The sequence below is a fragment of the Shewanella sp. ISTPL2 genome, from assembly GCF_013283205.1.
In the GTDB taxonomy this organism is placed as follows: domain Bacteria; phylum Pseudomonadota; class Gammaproteobacteria; order Enterobacterales; family Shewanellaceae; genus Shewanella; species Shewanella oncorhynchi.
Map to the genome: position 1 here is coordinate 4,011,798 of NZ_JAAPAV010000001.1, position 16,660 is coordinate 4,028,457.

General features: G+C 45.1%; 14 protein-coding genes and 2 tRNA genes. 15 read left to right on the forward strand and 1 reads right to left on the reverse strand.

What is annotated here, in order from left to right:
* The first annotated feature begins 37 nt into the window (after nucleotides 1–37).
* The 10 genes from tpiA (at nucleotide 38) to rpsO (ending at nucleotide 8,139) form a co-directional block, all read left to right on the forward strand.
* On the forward strand, nucleotides 38–820 hold the full coding sequence (tpiA, locus tag HUB64_RS17695; protein WP_006082720.1) for a triose-phosphate isomerase: 783 nt from the start codon (nucleotides 38–40) through the stop codon (nucleotides 818–820).
* Between the two features lies 1 nt (nucleotide 821).
* Nucleotides 822–1,157 (forward strand): preprotein translocase subunit SecG, encoded by a 336-nt coding sequence (gene secG / locus HUB64_RS17700; protein WP_028761453.1) that lies wholly within the window; start codon nucleotides 822–824, stop codon nucleotides 1,155–1,157.
* An 11-nt stretch (nucleotides 1,158–1,168) separates the two neighbouring features.
* A tRNA-Leu gene (locus HUB64_RS17705) sits at nucleotides 1,169–1,255 on the forward strand.
* Nucleotides 1,256–1,337: 82 nt separating this feature from the next.
* Nucleotides 1,338–1,414 (forward strand) — tRNA-Met (locus HUB64_RS17710).
* Nucleotides 1,415–1,587: 173 nt separating this feature from the next.
* Nucleotides 1,588–2,043 (forward strand): ribosome maturation factor RimP, encoded by a 456-nt coding sequence (rimP, locus tag HUB64_RS17715; RefSeq protein ID WP_006082718.1) that lies wholly within the window; start codon nucleotides 1,588–1,590, stop codon nucleotides 2,041–2,043.
* A gap of 29 nt (nucleotides 2,044–2,072) precedes the next feature.
* Nucleotides 2,073–3,572: a transcription termination factor NusA gene (gene nusA, locus HUB64_RS17720; protein ID WP_028761452.1), complete on the forward strand. Its 1,500-nt coding sequence runs from the start codon at nucleotides 2,073–2,075 to the stop codon at nucleotides 3,570–3,572.
* A 25-nt stretch (nucleotides 3,573–3,597) separates the two neighbouring features.
* Complete coding sequence (gene infB, locus HUB64_RS17725; RefSeq protein ID WP_173497503.1) at nucleotides 3,598–6,240, forward strand: translation initiation factor IF-2; 2,643 nt, start codon at nucleotides 3,598–3,600, stop codon at nucleotides 6,238–6,240.
* A gap of 57 nt (nucleotides 6,241–6,297) precedes the next feature.
* Nucleotides 6,298–6,756, forward strand: a complete 459-nt coding sequence (rbfA, locus tag HUB64_RS17730) for a 30S ribosome-binding factor RbfA (RefSeq protein ID WP_105251700.1) — start codon at nucleotides 6,298–6,300, stop codon at nucleotides 6,754–6,756.
* The gene (truB, locus tag HUB64_RS17735) at nucleotides 6,756–7,721 is read left to right on the forward strand and encodes a tRNA pseudouridine(55) synthase TruB (protein WP_173497504.1); all 966 of its coding nucleotides are present in this window, start codon (nucleotides 6,756–6,758) and stop codon (nucleotides 7,719–7,721) included. The genes rbfA and truB overlap by 1 nt, the downstream gene beginning before the upstream one ends.
* Before the next feature lie 148 nt (nucleotides 7,722–7,869).
* The gene (gene rpsO, locus HUB64_RS17740; RefSeq protein WP_028761447.1) at nucleotides 7,870–8,139 is read left to right on the forward strand and encodes a 30S ribosomal protein S15; all 270 of its coding nucleotides are present in this window, start codon (nucleotides 7,870–7,872) and stop codon (nucleotides 8,137–8,139) included.
* Between the two features lie 191 nt (nucleotides 8,140–8,330).
* Here the strand turns inward: rpsO and HUB64_RS17745 are convergent, their stop codons facing one another.
* Nucleotides 8,331–10,385 carry a bifunctional diguanylate cyclase/phosphodiesterase gene (locus tag HUB64_RS17745; RefSeq protein WP_173497505.1) on the reverse strand — a complete coding sequence of 685 codons (2,055 nt, stop codon included), beginning with the start codon at nucleotides 10,383–10,385 and terminating at the stop codon, nucleotides 8,331–8,333.
* Nucleotides 10,386–10,580: 195 nt separating this feature from the next.
* Here HUB64_RS17745 and pnp point away from each other — a divergent pair, with 195 nt between their 5' ends.
* The 5 genes from pnp (at nucleotide 10,581) to HUB64_RS17770 (ending at nucleotide 16,525) form a co-directional block, all read left to right on the forward strand.
* Nucleotides 10,581–12,680, forward strand: a complete 2,100-nt coding sequence (pnp, locus tag HUB64_RS17750) for a polyribonucleotide nucleotidyltransferase (protein ID WP_105251702.1) — start codon at nucleotides 10,581–10,583, stop codon at nucleotides 12,678–12,680.
* Nucleotides 12,681–12,872: 192 nt separating this feature from the next.
* Entirely contained in the window at nucleotides 12,873–13,775 is a 903-nt protein-coding gene (nlpI, locus tag HUB64_RS17755; RefSeq protein ID WP_168822816.1) for a lipoprotein NlpI, read from the forward strand.
* A gap of 99 nt (nucleotides 13,776–13,874) precedes the next feature.
* The gene (gene prfC / locus HUB64_RS17760) at nucleotides 13,875–15,455 is read left to right on the forward strand and encodes a peptide chain release factor 3 (RefSeq protein ID WP_105251704.1); all 1,581 of its coding nucleotides are present in this window, start codon (nucleotides 13,875–13,877) and stop codon (nucleotides 15,453–15,455) included.
* A 91-nt stretch (nucleotides 15,456–15,546) separates the two neighbouring features.
* Nucleotides 15,547–15,750: a hypothetical protein gene (locus HUB64_RS17765; protein ID WP_173497506.1), complete on the forward strand. Its 204-nt coding sequence runs from the start codon at nucleotides 15,547–15,549 to the stop codon at nucleotides 15,748–15,750.
* A gap of 10 nt (nucleotides 15,751–15,760) precedes the next feature.
* A complete protein-coding gene (locus tag HUB64_RS17770) occupies nucleotides 15,761–16,525 on the forward strand; it encodes a TatD family hydrolase (RefSeq protein WP_173497507.1) in 765 nt (254 codons plus the stop codon).
* Nucleotides 16,526–16,660: the final 135 nt, after the last annotated feature.

Sequence of the window (16,660 nt, forward strand, 5' to 3'; positions counted from 1 at the left end):
TTCGCTATTATTCACGCCGCTTTCAGAGGAGACAGTGATGGCACTCAGACGTCCTATGGTAGCTGGCAATTGGAAGATGAACGGCAGTGCGGCATTAGCCCAAGAGTTGTTCAAAAAATTTGCCTCTAAGCTCCAAAATGATTCAGCTGAAGTGGTTTTATGCCCGCCTTCTATCTATCTAGAGAGCGTTAGGCAACTGCTAGAAGCAAACAAGGAAGCGTTAGACGGTTCACTTGTTAGGATGGGCGCACAGAATTTAAGTCAGCATGACTTTGGCGCTTATACCGGAGAAGTTTCAGGTCAGATGCTCAAAGATTCAGGATGTCGATATGTAATTATCGGGCATTCAGAACGTCGCCGTATGTACGGAGAGACGAGTAATATCGTAGCGGAGAAATTCGCCGCTGCACAAAAGCATGGCTTAACTCCAATTTTATGTGTGGGTGAGTCAGGTCCAGCACGTGAAGCAAGACGCACCTTTGAGGTGATTGCTGAAGAGTTGGATATAGTGATCCAAAAAAATGGCACTATGGCTTTTGATAACGCTATTATCGCCTACGAGCCGCTTTGGGCTGTAGGAACAGGTAAAAGTGCTACACCAGAGCAGGCACAAGAAGTTCATGCGTTTATTCGCAAACGCCTCTCTGAAGTGTCTCCGTTTATCGGAGAAAATATCAGGATTCTCTACGGTGGTAGTGTGACACCGAGTAATGCTGCAGATTTATTTGCCCAACCTGATGTTGATGGTGGACTGATTGGCGGTGCTAGCTTAAACTCTAGCGAGTTTTTAAGTCTGTGTACCATAGCGATGAGCGCATAATATGTATGAAGTTCTAGTAGTTATTTACTTGTTGGTTGCATTAGGTCTAATCGGCTTAGTATTAATTCAGCAAGGTAAGGGAGCTGACATGGGGGCCTCTTTTGGCGCCGGTGCATCAGGTACTCTTTTTGGTTCAAGCGGTTCAGGTAACTTCCTGACACGCAGTACGGCGATTCTTGCCATTGCGTTTTTCACTTTAAGTCTGCTTATTGGTAACTTAAGTGCAAACCACGCAAAAAATGAAGATTCATGGAAAGATTTAGGTTCAGACACTGAACAGGTTACCCAACCTGTTGAGCAAGGAACCCAAAAGTCAGAAACGAAAATTCCTGACTAGTAAAAGGTGTCGCCGAGGTGGCGAAATTGGTAGACGCGCAGCCTTGAGGTGGCTGTGACCTAACGGTCGTGCGGGTTCAAGTCCCGCTCTCGGCACCAAATATAACTAAGATAGACGAGATAAGTTCTCTCTTAGTTATTGCAAGAAATGATGATAGTCAATATACTTGCACACAGTTGACGCGGGGTGGAGCAGCATGGTAGCTCGTCGGGCTCATAACCCGAAGGTCGTCGGTTCAAATCCGGCCCCCGCAACCAGCTCCTAGTAACGAATAGTGTTTGAATTCGTTATGGTTTACAGGTTCTTGAAATTAATGACCTCGTGATTACGGGGTTTTTTGTTATCTGGGACTTTTAAATTTGTCGCATACTTCGTATGTGGCGTTGTACTAGGGCTATTAAGCCCTTTTTTGTTTTTTCGGGGGTCAATCTTGGCAACGTTAGAATTCAGACTGGCAGAAATGCTCAAAGTACCTGTGGAAGCATTAGGCTTTCAGCTGTGGGGCATTGAATATGTTCAAGCGGGTAAGCATTCCACACTGCGAGTGTTCATTGATGGTGAGAATGGTATCAATATTGAAGATTGTGCCAATGCAAGTCGCCAAGTCAGTGCTGTACTCGATGTTGAAGATCCTATTTCTACAGAATATACCCTAGAGGTTTCTTCGCCAGGCGTAGATAGACCCTTATTTACTGCTGAGCAGTACGCGGGCTATGTAGGCGAGGATGTAAAGCTTCAATTGACTATGCCGGTTGACGGCAGTCGTAATTTAAAAGGCGCCATCACTGCGGTCGACGGGCAAATGCTCTCGCTGAAAGTGAATGGTAAAGAGTTAGTTGTCGCATTGGATAATATCCGCAAAGGCAACTTAATCGCTAAGTTTTGATGGTTTCAAGGTGAACGAGGCAAGACGAGATGAATAAAGAGATTCTGCTAGTCGCTGAGGCGGTTTCAAATGAAAAGGCCGTTCCACGCGAGAAAATTTTTGAAGCGCTAGAGATTGCTCTGGCCACAGCAACCAAGAAAAAGTACGAAGGTGATATTGACGTTCGTGTTGCTATCGACCGTAAAACCGGTGGTTATGATACTTTCCGTCGTTGGATGGTAGTTGATGATCACGGTGAAGCGTTAGAAAACCCTTATCGTGAAATCACGTTAGAAGCGGCACGTTACGAAAATCCGGACATCCAGCCTGGCGAGTTTATCGAAGACGATATCGAGTCAGTGGTGTTTGACCGTATTACCACTCAAACCGCTAAGCAAGTGATCGTACAGAAAGTACGTGAAGCTGAACGTGCGCAAGTAGTTGAGCAGTTCCAAGATCAAGAAGGTGAGTTAATCACTGGTGTGGTCAAAAAAGCGACTCGCGAGAGCGTAGTGGTTGACTTAGGTAATAACGCTGACGGCGTATTGTTCCGTGAAGACTTAATTTCACGCGAATCTTTCCGTCCTGGTGACCGTGTGCGCGCATTATTGTACTCAGTACGTCCAGAAGCTCGTGGTGCACAGTTATTCTTAAGCCGTACTAAACCTGAAATGCTGATCGAGCTTTTCCGTGTTGAAGTGCCTGAAATCGCTGACGAACTGATTGAAATCATGGGCGCTGCTCGTGATCCAGGCGCTCGCGCTAAGATCGCCGTTAAGTCGAATGATCGCCGTATCGATCCTATCGGTGCGTGTGTGGGTATGCGCGGTGCGCGTGTACAAGCCGTTTCGAATGAACTGGGTGGCGAACGTGTTGATATCGTGTTGTGGGATGATAATCCAGCACAATACGTGATCAATGCCATGGCGCCAGCCGATGTTGCCTCTATCATAGTCGACGAAGATAACCATTCTATGGATATCGCTGTTGAAGCCGATAGTTTGGCACAAGCCATTGGACGTAATGGCCAGAACGTACGTTTAGCAACACAACTGACTGGTTGGGTTCTGAACGTTATGACAGTGGAAGATATGAATAAGAAACATCAGGCAGAAAGTGCCAAGGTGGTTGATTTATTTGTTAACTCACTGGATGTCGATGAAGATTTTGCACAAGTACTGGCAGATGAGGGCTTTACGTCGCTCGAAGAAGTTGCCTATGTGCCTGTGTCTGAACTATTGGCGATTGACGGTTTTGACGAAGATCTCGTCGAAGCTTTACGTGAACGTGCAAAAGCGGCGATCTCAACTCGAGCTCTCGCTACTGAAGAAGCACTGGATGGTGTGGAGCCAAGTGAAGAGTTGCTAGCACTTGAAGGTGTTGAAAGACACTTAGCCTATGTTTTCGCTAGCAAAGGTATTGTGACTCTAGAAGACTTGGCTGAACAAGGCATTGATGATTTGATCGAAATTGAAGAATTGACAGAAGAAAAAGCAGGTGAGCTCATCATGGCAGCCCGCAATATCTGTTGGTTTGGCGAAGAAGCATAAGTCGATCAACAGGGGGATTTAACTGATGGCAGATACTACCGTAGAGAAATTGGCCACGGAAGTGGGTAAAAGTGTTGAACGTCTGATTGAGCAATTCTCTCAGGCTGGAATTAAGAAAGGCCAAGCTGATAAAGTGACTGAAGCTGAAAAGCAGCAGTTACTGGATTATCTGAAAAAGCAGCACGGTGGCGAAAATGCGCCAACGAAAATGACGCTGCAGCGTAAAACCGTATCGACCCTAAGTGTGGCCGGTAATGGTGGTCAATCTAAAGATGTTAAAGTTGAAGTTCGTAAAACACGAACTTTCGTTAAGCGTGATGCTAATGAGGCTACTCTGAAGGCTGAAGAAGAAGCGAAAGCCGAAGCAGAAGCTTTGGCAAAAGCAAAGGCCGAAGCAGAAGCTGCTGCGGTAGCAAAAGTGAAAGCTGAAGCAGATGCTAAGGCAAAAGTGGAAGCAGAAGCCAAGGCGAAAGCTAAAGCAGCAGCCGAAGTGAAAGTGGTTAAAGATATGTCACCAGAAGCAGAAGCGGCTCGTCTAGAAGCTGAACGTTTGAAAGCGGCGCAAGAAGCGGCAACTAAACGTAAGCAAGACGAAGAAGCGGCTAAAGCGGCAGAAACTGCTCGCTTACTCGCTGAAGAACATTCTAAGCGCTGGGCCGAAGAAGAGCGCCAACGTTTAGAAGCCGAGAAAAACGGTGATCATCACATCACGACATCTAAAGTAGCTCGTGCTGCTGAAGATACCTCTGATCTGGATGAAGAAAAACGCGGACGTCGTGCTCGTAACAAGAGCAACGCGAAAAAACGTGGCGGCAAAGATGCCCGTGACGGCCGTGAAAAACACATGCGTAACCGCAGTACTGCACCTGAGTCTATGGCGCATGGCTTCAATAAGCCTGTGGCAGCAGTGAGCCGTGATGTGCGTATCGGTGAAACTGTTACTGTTTCTGAACTTGCGCATCTAATGGCAGTGAAAGCGACTGAAATCATCAAACAGATGATGAAAATGGGTTCTATGGTCACGATCAACCAAGTGTTGGATCAAGAGACTGCCCAGCTAGTTGCTGAAGAAATGGGTCACAAAGTTGTGCTTATCCGTGAAAACGAGCTTGAGCACCAAGTGCTACAAGACCGTGATGATGAAGATGGCATCAAGCTAGAATCTCGTGCACCGGTTGTGACTATCATGGGTCACGTTGACCACGGTAAGACTTCGTTACTCGACTACATTCGCCGCGCTAAAGTGGCTGCTGGCGAAGCCGGTGGCATTACTCAGCATATCGGTGCATACCATGTTGAAACTGAAAATGGCATGATCACTTTCCTTGATACTCCTGGTCACGCCGCGTTTACCGCAATGCGTGCCCGTGGTGCTAAGGCAACGGATATTGTTGTGCTAGTTGTTGCTGCCGATGACGGTGTAATGCCGCAAACAATCGAAGCTATTCAACATGCTAAAGCCGGTAACGTGCCATTAATCGTGGCTGTGAACAAGATGGATAAACCGGAAGCGGATATCGATCGCGTTAAGAGCGAATTGTCACAACACGGTGTTATGTCTGAAGATTGGGGTGGAGACAACATGTTTGCCTTCGTTTCAGCTAAGACAGGTGAAGGCGTTGATGAACTGTTAGAAGGTATCTTACTGCAAGCTGAAGTTCTCGAACTGAAAGCGGTACGTGATGGTATGGCTGCCGGTGTGGTCATTGAATCACAATTGGACAAAGGTCGCGGCCCTGTGGCTACTATTCTGGTTCAAGAAGGTACGCTGCGCCAAGGTGATATCGTTCTGTGTGGTCTTGAGTACGGTAAAATTCGTGCAATGAAAGACGAAAACGGTCGTTCAATCACTGAAGCGGGTCCATCTATTCCTGTTGAAATTCTAGGTCTGTCAGGCGTTCCGTCTGCAGGTGATGAAGCAACAGTTGTACGTGATGAACGTAAAGCTCGTGAAGTTGCCCTGTATCGTCAAGGTAAGTTCCGTGATGTGAAACTGGCACGTCAGCAAAAATCTAAGCTAGAAAACATGTTTGCGAACATGACAGACGGCGAAGTGAAAGAACTGAACATCGTTCTTAAAGCAGACGTACAAGGTTCACTCGAAGCGATTACTGATTCGTTAACAGGTTTGTCTACCGACGAAGTGAAAGTGAACATCATCGCTCGCGGTGTGGGTGCACTGACTGAAACGGATGCAACCTTAGCGGCAGCCTCTAACGCTATCATGGTTGGCTTTAACGTACGTGCCGATGCACAAGCCCGTAAGACTATCGAAAGTGAAAGTGTTGATTTACGTTACTACAGCGTTATCTATAATTTGATTGATGAAGTTCGTGCAGCGATGACAGGTATGCTGTCTCCTGTGTTCAAACAACAAATTATCGGTCTGGCTGAAGTTCGTGATGTGTTCAAGTCACCTAAGCTGGGTGCAATTGCTGGCTGTATGGTGACCGAAGGTACCATCAAGCGTAGCGCGCCAATTCGCGTACTACGTGATAACGTTGTTATCTACGAAGGTGAACTCGAATCGCTACGTCGCTTTAAAGACGACGTTGCTGAAGTTCGCAATGGTATGGAATGTGGTATTGGCGTTAAGAACTACAACGATGTTCGCGTAGGCGACCAAATCGAAGTATTCGAAACCGTCGAGATTGCTCGTACTCTGTAACGATAATAAGGGCGGCTTTAGCCGCCCTTATCAATTTAAGCTATGGTAAGAAATATTATGGCAAAAGAATTCAGTCGTACTCGTCGAATCGCTCAGCAGCTTCAGCAAGAACTTGCTCAAGTGCTACAGCGCGACATGAAAGATCCTCGTATTGGCTTTGTGACTGTGAATGACGTCGACGTCTCTCGCGATCTCAGCTATGCCAAAGTGTTTGTGACTTTTTTTGAAGAAGACAAAGCTGTCGTTCAAGAAAAGCTAAACGCTTTGATCAGCGCAGCTCCTTATATCCGCACTTTAGTGGCGGGTCGTATGAAGCTGCGTGTCATGCCTGAACTGCGTTTTATCTACGATAGCTCGCTGGTTGAAGGTATGCGCATGTCTAACTTAGTTAGCCAAGTGATCAACCAAGACAAAGCGAAGCAACAGCAATTTGGCAGCGAAGACGCATCGGTTGAAGATGAAGTCTTAGGTGATGATATTGCTGATGACGCAGATGAAACGGAAGGTAAAGATTAATGGCTCGTCGTCCAAAAGGTCGTTTTATCGATGGGATAGTGCTGCTGGATAAATCCACTGGCATGAGTTCTAACTTTGCATTGCAAAGGGTAAAGCGCTTTTTTAATGCGAATAAAGCTGGGCATACGGGCGCACTCGATCCGTTAGCGACAGGTATGTTACCTGTATGCTTAGGCGAAGGGACTAAGTTTTCTCAGCATCTATTGGATGCCGATAAACGCTACTTAGTCACGGCAAAGCTTGGCGAACGGACAGATACCAGTGATTCCGATGGTGAAGTGGTGCAAACCCGCGCCATTGATTTTACCGAGGCGCAGCTATTAACTGCGCTTGATTTCTTCCGTGGTGAAACTCAGCAAGTGCCTTCTATGTATTCCGCGCTGAAATATCAGGGTCAGCCCCTGTATAAATATGCTCGTGAAGGCATAGAAGTGCCGCGTGAATCTCGCCCTATTACGGTATTTGAGCTAAATTTCATCGGTCTTGAAGGCGATGAGCTGACCTTAGACATTCATTGTTCTAAGGGCACTTATATTCGCACTATCATAGACGATCTCGGTGAGATGCTCGGTTGTGGCGCACATGTGATTATGCTGCGCCGCACCCAAGTTGCACAGTATCCCTATGCCAGAATGGTCACTTTAGAACAACTTGAAGCGCTAGTTGCTCAAGCACATGAACAACAGATAGATCCGAGCGTATTACTCGACCCTCTGTTATTGCCTATGGACACGGCCGTGGCCGATTTTCCAGAGGTGAATGTGCCGGATGCGATAGCTCCTTACTTAATGCAAGGTCAAGCGGTTCGTGTATCGGTTAATGCAGAATTGAAAACCGATGAGTTGGTACGTATCACTTTAGGTGATATTCGCCGGTTTGTGGGGATTGGCACAATGAACGAAGATGGCTTATTAGCGCCGAAACGACTCATTGTTATCCATGACGAACCTGCAGAAACGCATTAGCCCGCTATCCATCGACAAATGATTAAACTAGTTGATGCATTAGTCCCCGCCTTTTATTGCGCTAGGGTGGGTTTATGGGTAGAATAGCGCGCCCTCTGGCTGAGTTAGTGATCGGCTAGAGATTCATATTATTTATTTGGAGATATACATGTCACTAAGTCCTGAAGCAAAAGCAAAAATTTTGGCTGATTTTGGCCGTTGTGAAAACGACACTGGTTCAACTGAAGTTCAAGTTGCTTTGTTAACTGCGCAAATCAACCATTTGCAAGATCACTTCAAAGAGCACATTCATGATCACCACTCACGTCGTGGTCTGTTACGTATGGTTAGCTCACGTCGTAAGTTAACTGCTTACTTGAAACGTACTGATTTAGCACGTTACACTGCTCTGATCCAAAAGTTAGGTCTACGTCGTTAATTTCGCGTCGACTAACGTGAAAAAGGAGGCTTAGCCTCCTTTTTTATTGCCTAAAATTCAACAGAATATTTATTGTGCAAACGAGAGATATACAGAAGTTACAGCCAAAATCAGTCTAATGTTTAGGTCTGTTACGCTGAGCTTGATGTGATTAAGCATCGAATCGAAACTTAAGTGCCAATGTCAGTATCCTAAGCCCCACGTAAACCATCAAGACTGCTTATTATTGCTGTTTGTGTTGCTATATACAGCGCTTCAAATTCTGCTTGGGGTAGAGGCTGACTAAAATAGAAACCTTGGCCGACTTGGCACTGATTTTCTTTCAACCAATCCAATTGCTGCTCGTTTTCAATGCCTTCGGCCACAATGGTCAAATTAAGCTGCTTTCCCAACATTAAAATGGTCGATGCAATTGCACTATCCCCTGGTAGATCGGAAACGAAACAACGATCGATTTTCATGGTAGTGATAGGCAAATGGCGCAGGTAAGAGAGTGAAGAATACCCTGTGCCAAAGTCATCGACTGCAATACCAAATCCGGCTGATTTCAATTGTTCCAGCTTAGCGATAGCGAGTTCAATGTCGTTCATCAACGAGGTTTCAGTGATTTCAATTTCCAGCAACTCGGGTTGGATTTGATAGCGTAATGCCATCTGTTTGATATCGGGAACTAAACTAGCATCGGCAAATTGCTGTGAGGCAACATTAATCGCAATTGGGATGGCATAGTTATATTTTTTCTGCCATTCCCTAAGTACTTTACAGCTTTGCTCTATCACCCAACGACCTATAGGAATGATGATACCGGTCTCCTCCGCGACGGGAATAAAGGAAATGGGGCTGATGAGTCGTCCGTCTTTTTGCCAACGGATCAAGGCTTCACAGGCGATGACTTTGCCCGTTTGCAGATCAAGTTTCGGTTGGAAATACAGTAAAAATTCATTGTTTTTTAACGCATCATGTAAAGATGCTTCAGTGCGTAAACGAACTGCTGCTCGCTCAGTCATCTGTTGTTTAAAGAAGGCCCATTGATTCGAGCCTGCAGCTTTCGCGCTGTACATGGCAATGTCAGCGTGACGGATCAAATCTTCAGCGCTGTTACCGTCTTCGGGATAAATAGAAATCCCAATCGATGCCGCTGGATGAATTGCATGTTCATTTAATTGAATCGGGACATTGAGCTGGATCAGTAGCTTATCTACAAAATCTGCTGCTTGGTCTGGGGTGTGAACTGTATCGGCCAGAATAACAAATTCATCGCCACCTAAGCGGGAAACTGTGCCTTTATCACCAACGAATCGTTCGAGAATGCGGGCGATACGAGCGAGGAATTGATCGCCTAATGCGTGGCCAAGGGAATCGTTGATATTCTTAAAACGGTCTAAGTCGATAAACATCAATGCAAAGCTGCGTTTGTGTACTCGCGAGCGTTGGATAGTGACTGCGATAGTTTCAAGTAATAATGTGCGGTTAGGTAAACCCGTTAGCGGATCTCGGGTCGCCATTTTGCGCAGTTTGGACTGGGTTTGGCTAAATTGAATAAGAATTTGGTTGAATTTTGAGGTTACTAAGCCGAGTTCATCATCCTTGTGTGCGTTGGACATAGGTAAGAGATTTTCATCCGGAGAGTCGGGTTCGATCTTATCGATGGCCTCACTGATGCGTGCGATAGGCTGAGTCAGGAAGCGATGGAATACCACGGACAGTACTAAGGTGAGTAAGAGTGCACGAGCGAGAGTAGCAAAAAAACTAAATCTTAACTGCGAGAAGAGGGTGTTTGTGAGTTCTTGGGTATCGTAGAAAACCGTTAATGTACCAATGAGTTGCTGTTGTTGGGTACCTTCAAAATAAAAAGGCCTATACAAAGGGCGAGAAATTTCTTTGAGATCATCAAATAATTTATTACTTAAACTGATAAAAGTCTGTGAGTTATTCTGCTTATTATTACTGACAGAAACAAACATTGAGCCATCGTCCAGCTCAATCACCGCCGAGCCAACATGTTCGACTTTGATGGCACCCTCTAAAGTTTGACGGGCTAAATTATCATCTAATGCCCATACAGCATTTGCTGCAGGTTGTTCAACTGAATCAAGGAGTTCTTGCTGAGTGGTCGTGAGTTGTTGTTTGGTTGATACGACGACTAAAGCGATTTCAACAATAAAAATGGCAATGGCAAAAAATAGGGCAGTAAATACGACTAGGTTAGTTTGTTTCCACGTCAGTGACTTAAAACGGCCTGTCATCGGGCGCATCCTTCATGATAATTATTCACCATCGGCGAGATTTTCCGTATCAATATAAACCGCAACTCTTTGTTGATTTAACCACTTTAGTGAAAAGTTACGTATTTGTCATCATTATCTGCTCTTTATCTATTGATCCGAATTGCAGTATACTTACGCGCGTAATTCAAGGTCATTAATTAAGGAATGGGTCACGTGAATCCTATTGTAAAGAGTTTTGAGTATGGTCAACATACAGTCACCCTGGAAACAGGTGTTATAGCGCGTCAAGCTGATGCAGCCGTTTTAGCGAGTATGGGTGACACGACAGTGTTAGTCACTGTTGTCGGTAAAAAAGATGCAGATGCAGGCCGTGACTTTTTCCCTCTGACTGTTAACTATCAAGAAAAAACCTACGCAGCGGGTAAAATTCCTGGTGGTTTCTTTAAGCGTGAAGGCCGTCCTTCAGAAGATGAGACATTAATCGCTCGTCTGATCGACCGTCCAATTCGCCCTCTTTTCCCTAATGGTTTCAAAAACGAAGTTCAAGTTATCATTACCGTAGTATCTGTCGATCCACAAATCGAGCCAGATATCATCTCCATGATCGGTACTTCTGCGGCACTGGCTATTTCTGGTATTCCATTCAGCGGTCCTTTAGGTGCTGCACGTGTGGGTTACATTGATGGCGAATACGTGTTGAACCCAAGTGTTGCACAACTTGCAACCAGCCAACTGAACTTAGTGGTTGCTGGTACTGCTGGTGCAGTATTAATGGTGGAATCAGAAGCCCAAGCATTACCAGAAGAAGTGATGTTAGGTTCTGTAGTTTACGGTCACGATCAACAACAAGTGGTTATCAAGGCGATTGCTGAATTTAAAGCAGAAGCCGGTAAACCAACTTGGGATTGGACTGCACCAACGCAAGATGCCGATTTAGTTGCCCAAATCAAAGAGCTTGCTGAAGCTGGTTTAGGTGATGCGTATAAAATCCAAGTTAAACAAGATCGTTATGCTCAAGTTTCTGTTGTTAAAGCAGCAGCAAAAGAAGCCTTGTTAGCGAGCAATCCAAGCGTTGATTTACGTGAAGTTGACAACTTACTGGGCAGCTTAGAGAAGAAAGTGGTTCGTGGTCGCATCATCCGTGGCGAGCCACGTATCGATGGTCGTGAACCAGACATGATCCGTGCCTTAAGTGTGTTAGCGGGCGTATTGCCACGTACTCACGGTAGCGCATTGTTCACTCGTGGCGAAACTCAAGCGTTAGTCACTTGTACTTTAGGTACTGAACGTGATGCACAGAAGATCGACAGCATCATGGGCGAGCGCACTAACCGTTTCATGCTGCACTATAACTTCCCTCCATACTCTGTTGGTGAAACAGGCATGGTGGGTTCACCTAAGCGCCGCGAAATCGGTCATGGTAAGTTAGCTTGGCGCGGTATCAACGCTGTTATGCCTTCAGCGGCTGAATTCCCATACAGCGTACGCGTTGTATCTGAAATCACTGAATCTAACGGTTCAAGCTCTATGGCGTCAGTATGTGGTACTTCTCTCGCGCTGATGGATGCCGGTGTACCTATCAAGACTTCTGTAGCGGGTATCGCTATGGGTCTTGTGAAAGAAGGCGATGATTTCGTTGTTCTTTCTGACATCTTAGGTGATGAAGATCATTTAGGTGACATGGACTTTAAAGTGGCGGGTACACGTGATGGTATTACTGCATTGCAGATGGATATCAAGATCGAAGGTATTACTAAAGAAATCATGGATATCGCACTGCAACAAGCCTATGGTGCACGTGTACATATTCTAAACGTGATGGATCAAGCGATTGGTTCACACCGTGATGATATTTCTGATCACGCTCCACGTATCACTGTTATCAAGATCAACCCAGAAAAAATCCGTGACGTTATCGGTAAAGGTGGCGCAGTTATCCGTGCTCTGACCGAAGAAACGGGCACTACGATTGAACTGGAAGATGATGGTACTGTGAAAATCGCTTCTTCAAACGGCGAAGCAACTAAAGAAGCTATCCGTCGTATCGAAGAAATCACTTCAGAAGTTGAAGTGGGTCGTATCTACAATGGTAAGGTTATCCGTATCGTTGATTTCGGCGCATTCGTGAATATTCTGCCGGGCAAAGACGGTTTAGTACACATTTCACAAATCAGTGATGAACGTGTTGCTAACGTGTCTGATCACCTTGAGCTGAACCAAGAAGTTGCCGTTAAGGTGATGGAAGTGGATCGTCAAGGCCGCGTACGTCTGTCAATTAAAGAAGCACAAACGAAAGAAGCTGCTGCTGAATAATGAGTCTTTGACTTATTTATAGGCACACACTTTTTAAGTGATTGCATCAAAAGGAGATCAAATGATCTCCTTTTTTGTTTTGGCATTAAGAAAGTCACTATTAATCTTAATTCCCTAATAGCGGTCCTGTGGTGGGATTGCTATCATGAAGATTCTTCTGCGTATGTTGGGAATCTAAAAAGGTAGAAATGGATGAGTCTTAAAATTAGAACCGCTGTCGTTGCTGTGCTGGCGAGTGCCAGTCTGTTGTTAGCCGGATGCGCAACCACCCAGTCTCCTTTAGATAACCATAATGATGTTGAAGGTAAATTGGTTGTCGCGCCTGTCATGCCTGATTATAAAGTCGAAGTGACACTGGCAAAACTCAACGAGATTTTGGCTACGGTCGAACTGACGAATGAACAGAGAGCTAGATTTCATTACGATCGTGGTGTGATTTACGACAGTGTAGGCTTAAGACTGCTCGCACGGATTGATTTTATGCAAGCGTTAAAACTTCAGCCTGATCTCGCTGATGCCTATAATTTCCTTGGAATTTATTACACCCAAGAAGGTGAATACGACAGCGCCTATGAAGCCTTCGATGGCGTATTAGAGTTAGCACCTAATTATGATTATGCCTATTTGAATCGCGGTATTGCTTTGTACTATGGTGACCGTATTGATTTAGCGACTAAAGATATGCAGGCGTTTTATGCCGGCGATAATAAAGACGGTTATCGGGCATTATGGTTGTATTTGATTGATTTGAAAGCTGACTCCGTTGAAGCTAAAAAACAGTTAGCGCAGCATCGTCAGAATTTAGAAAATGATGCTTGGGCGACCGTTATCGTCGATTATTATTTAGGTAAAAAAAGCCGTGACGAGGTGTTTTCTGCGGCTAAAGTAGGCTTAACTTATCCGAAAGAATATGCTGAACGTTTATGCGAAGCTTATTTTTACCTTGCAAAAATGGCGATAGAAACTAAGCAATATCAAGATGCTGCAAACTATTTTCGCTTAGCATTGGCAACCAATATCTATGATTTTGTCGAACATAGATATGCGCGTATTGAACTCGCCAAAGTCAAAGGTTTGCTCGAAGCCACAAAATAACCTCTCTCAGCCCGAGTTCATCTCGGGCTTTGCCTAGCCAAGCTCGAACTGAGGCGCTATAATTTGCGCCTTTTTAGCGATACAAGTGCATAGGTTAACATGTCAGGCAATAAAGTAGAGGTCGATAAACGTCGCACCTTCGCGATCATATCGCACCCCGACGCGGGTAAAACAACCATTACCGAAAAAGTGCTGTTATTCGGAAACGCTTTGCAGAAAGCGGGTACGGTTAAAGGCAAAAAATCGGGTCAGCATGCTAAGTCTGACTGGATGGAAATGGAGAAAGACCGTGGTATTTCTATTACTACGTCTGTCATGCAATTTCCCTATGGTGGCGCCCTTGTTAACCTACTCGATACGCCTGGTCACGAAGACTTCTCTGAAGATACTTATCGTACTCTGACGGCCGTTGACTCATGTTTGATGGTGATCGACTCTGCTAAGGGTGTTGAAGACCGTACTATCAAGTTGATGGAAGTGACACGTCTGCGTGATACGCCGATTGTGACCTTTATGAACAAACTCGACCGCGATATCCGTGATCCTATTGATCTGATGGATGAAGTCGAAAGCGTGCTGAATATTGCCTGTGCACCTATTACTTGGCCTATTGGCAGCGGTAAAGAGTTCAAAGGTATTTACCACATACTGCGTGATGAAGTGGTCTTGTATCAAGGCGGTATGGGACACACGATCCAAGAGCGTCGTGTAATTAAAGGCATTAATAATCCTGATCTTGAGAAAGCGATTGGCAGTTATGCCGCTGATTTGCGCAATGAGATGGAATTAGTGCGCGGTGCGTCGCATGAATTTGACCATGCAGCTTTCTTGAAAGGCGAGTTGACGCCAGTGTTCTTCGGTACTGCGCTAGGTAACTTTGGTGTGGACCATATTCTTGACGGCATCGTCGAGTGGGCACCTAAGCCATTACCGCGCGAAAGCGATACACGCGTTATCATGCCTGATGAAGAAAAATTCACCGGTTTCGTGTTCAAGATCCAAGCAAACATGGATCCAAAACACCGTGACCGTGTCGCCTTTATGCGTGTGTGTTCTGGCCGTTACGAGCAAGGCATGAAAATGCACCATGTGCGTATTGGTAAAGATGTTAACGTTAGCGATGCATTGACCTTTATGGCGGGCGATCGTGAGCGTGCTGAAGAAGCTTACCCAGGCGATATCATCGGTTTACATAACCATGGCACTATCCGTATTGGCGATACGTTTACCCAAGGTGAAAAATTCCGTTTCACTGGCGTACCTAACTTCGCCCCTGAAATGTTCCGCCGTATTCGTCTGCGTGATCCGCTTAAACAGAAGCAACTCTTAAAAGGCTTAGTACAGTTATCTGAAGAAGGTGCTGTACAAGTATTCCGCCCAATTGATACTAACGATTTGATTGTTGGCGCTGTGGGTGTACTGCAGTTTGAAGTGGTTGTTGGTCGTCTGAAGAGTGAATATAACGTCGAAGCTATTTACGAAGGTATTAGCGTGTCTACCGCTCGCTGGGTTTATTGTAAGGATGAGCGTAAGCTTGAAGAGTTCCGCCGTAAGTGTAGTCAAAACTTAGCACTCGATGGTGGCGATAACCTAACCTATATAGCACCAACTATGGTTAACCTGAATCTTTCGATGGAAAGATATCCTGATATTGAGTTTGCGAAAACCCGCGAACACTAATAGGGTTCGGTTTAGAATAGTTGTTGAAATGGCGGTGAATTCACCGCCATTTTTGTATCTAATGAAAACTAAAAATCGGTTCTGGATGTAAATGATGGCGAATTGGATCACAAAAACATGGCAGGCTTATATTCATTGGTGCGACCGAATGGGGCTGACACCTGAAAATCGTCGCTGTTGCATGCCGCGCCTTGAAGATCCTCCATTAGCGGTAAAATGCGTTAAAGCTTTGGTGGTTGACACAACGGTATCGCCACCCGAACTTCATTCAATTGGTAAATCGACCGCAGAGTGAGGAATTTGCTGTGATTGATACCCACGCCCATTTGGATTTTGCTGAGTTTGATGTTGACCGCGACGATGTGGTGTTGCGAATGCACAGTGTTGGCGTAGATAATCTGATTATTCCTGGTGTGTCCCCGCGGCACTGGCACAAACAGCTTGCCGTTGCCGAACAATACCAAACTTATTTTGCCCTCGGTATTCATCCTTGGTTTTGTCCAGAGGATGTTGATGCTGGGATCTTAGCATTAACATCTCAAGTTTCGGCGTTACTAGAATGTCCTCGCTTTGTTGCTATTGGTGAATGTGGCTTAGATAAGCTCTATTCCTCAACGTGGTCTCAGCAGCTCGCATTTTTTGAGGCACAATTAGCTTTAGCTAAGTCCGTTAATCTGCCAGTTATTATTCATAGCGTAAAAGCACATTCAGAGGTTTTAGGGTGTTTGAAAAAGTATCAATTGCCTAGAGGCGGTGTGATACATGCTTTTTCTGGCAGTACTGAAATTGCACTGGAATATATCAAATTAGGTTTTAAGCTGGGAATTGGTGGTTTGATTATGAACCCTAATGCCAAAAAATTGCTTAAAACTGTCAGCGAATTACCACTTCAGCACTTCATACTTGAGACTGACTCTCCAGCAATGACACCGATAAATGTTACTGAAAAACGTAACCAGCCCGCTAACCTTGTTCTTTTTATAGACAAAATTGCCAATTTGCAAAAAAAATCAAGTGTTCTAATATCAGAACACTTGGTGTCGAATGCAATGCAACTGTTTGACCTTTAGCTGTTTTTAAATAAACAGGTGTAGGTCGCACTAGCATTCTGCACTAAGCGATTGAAATTAAACTCCAAAAATATGATCAAAACGACGATTTTCGACTTTGCCTCGGGTATAATCTGACTCGGAAATAGGTTGATT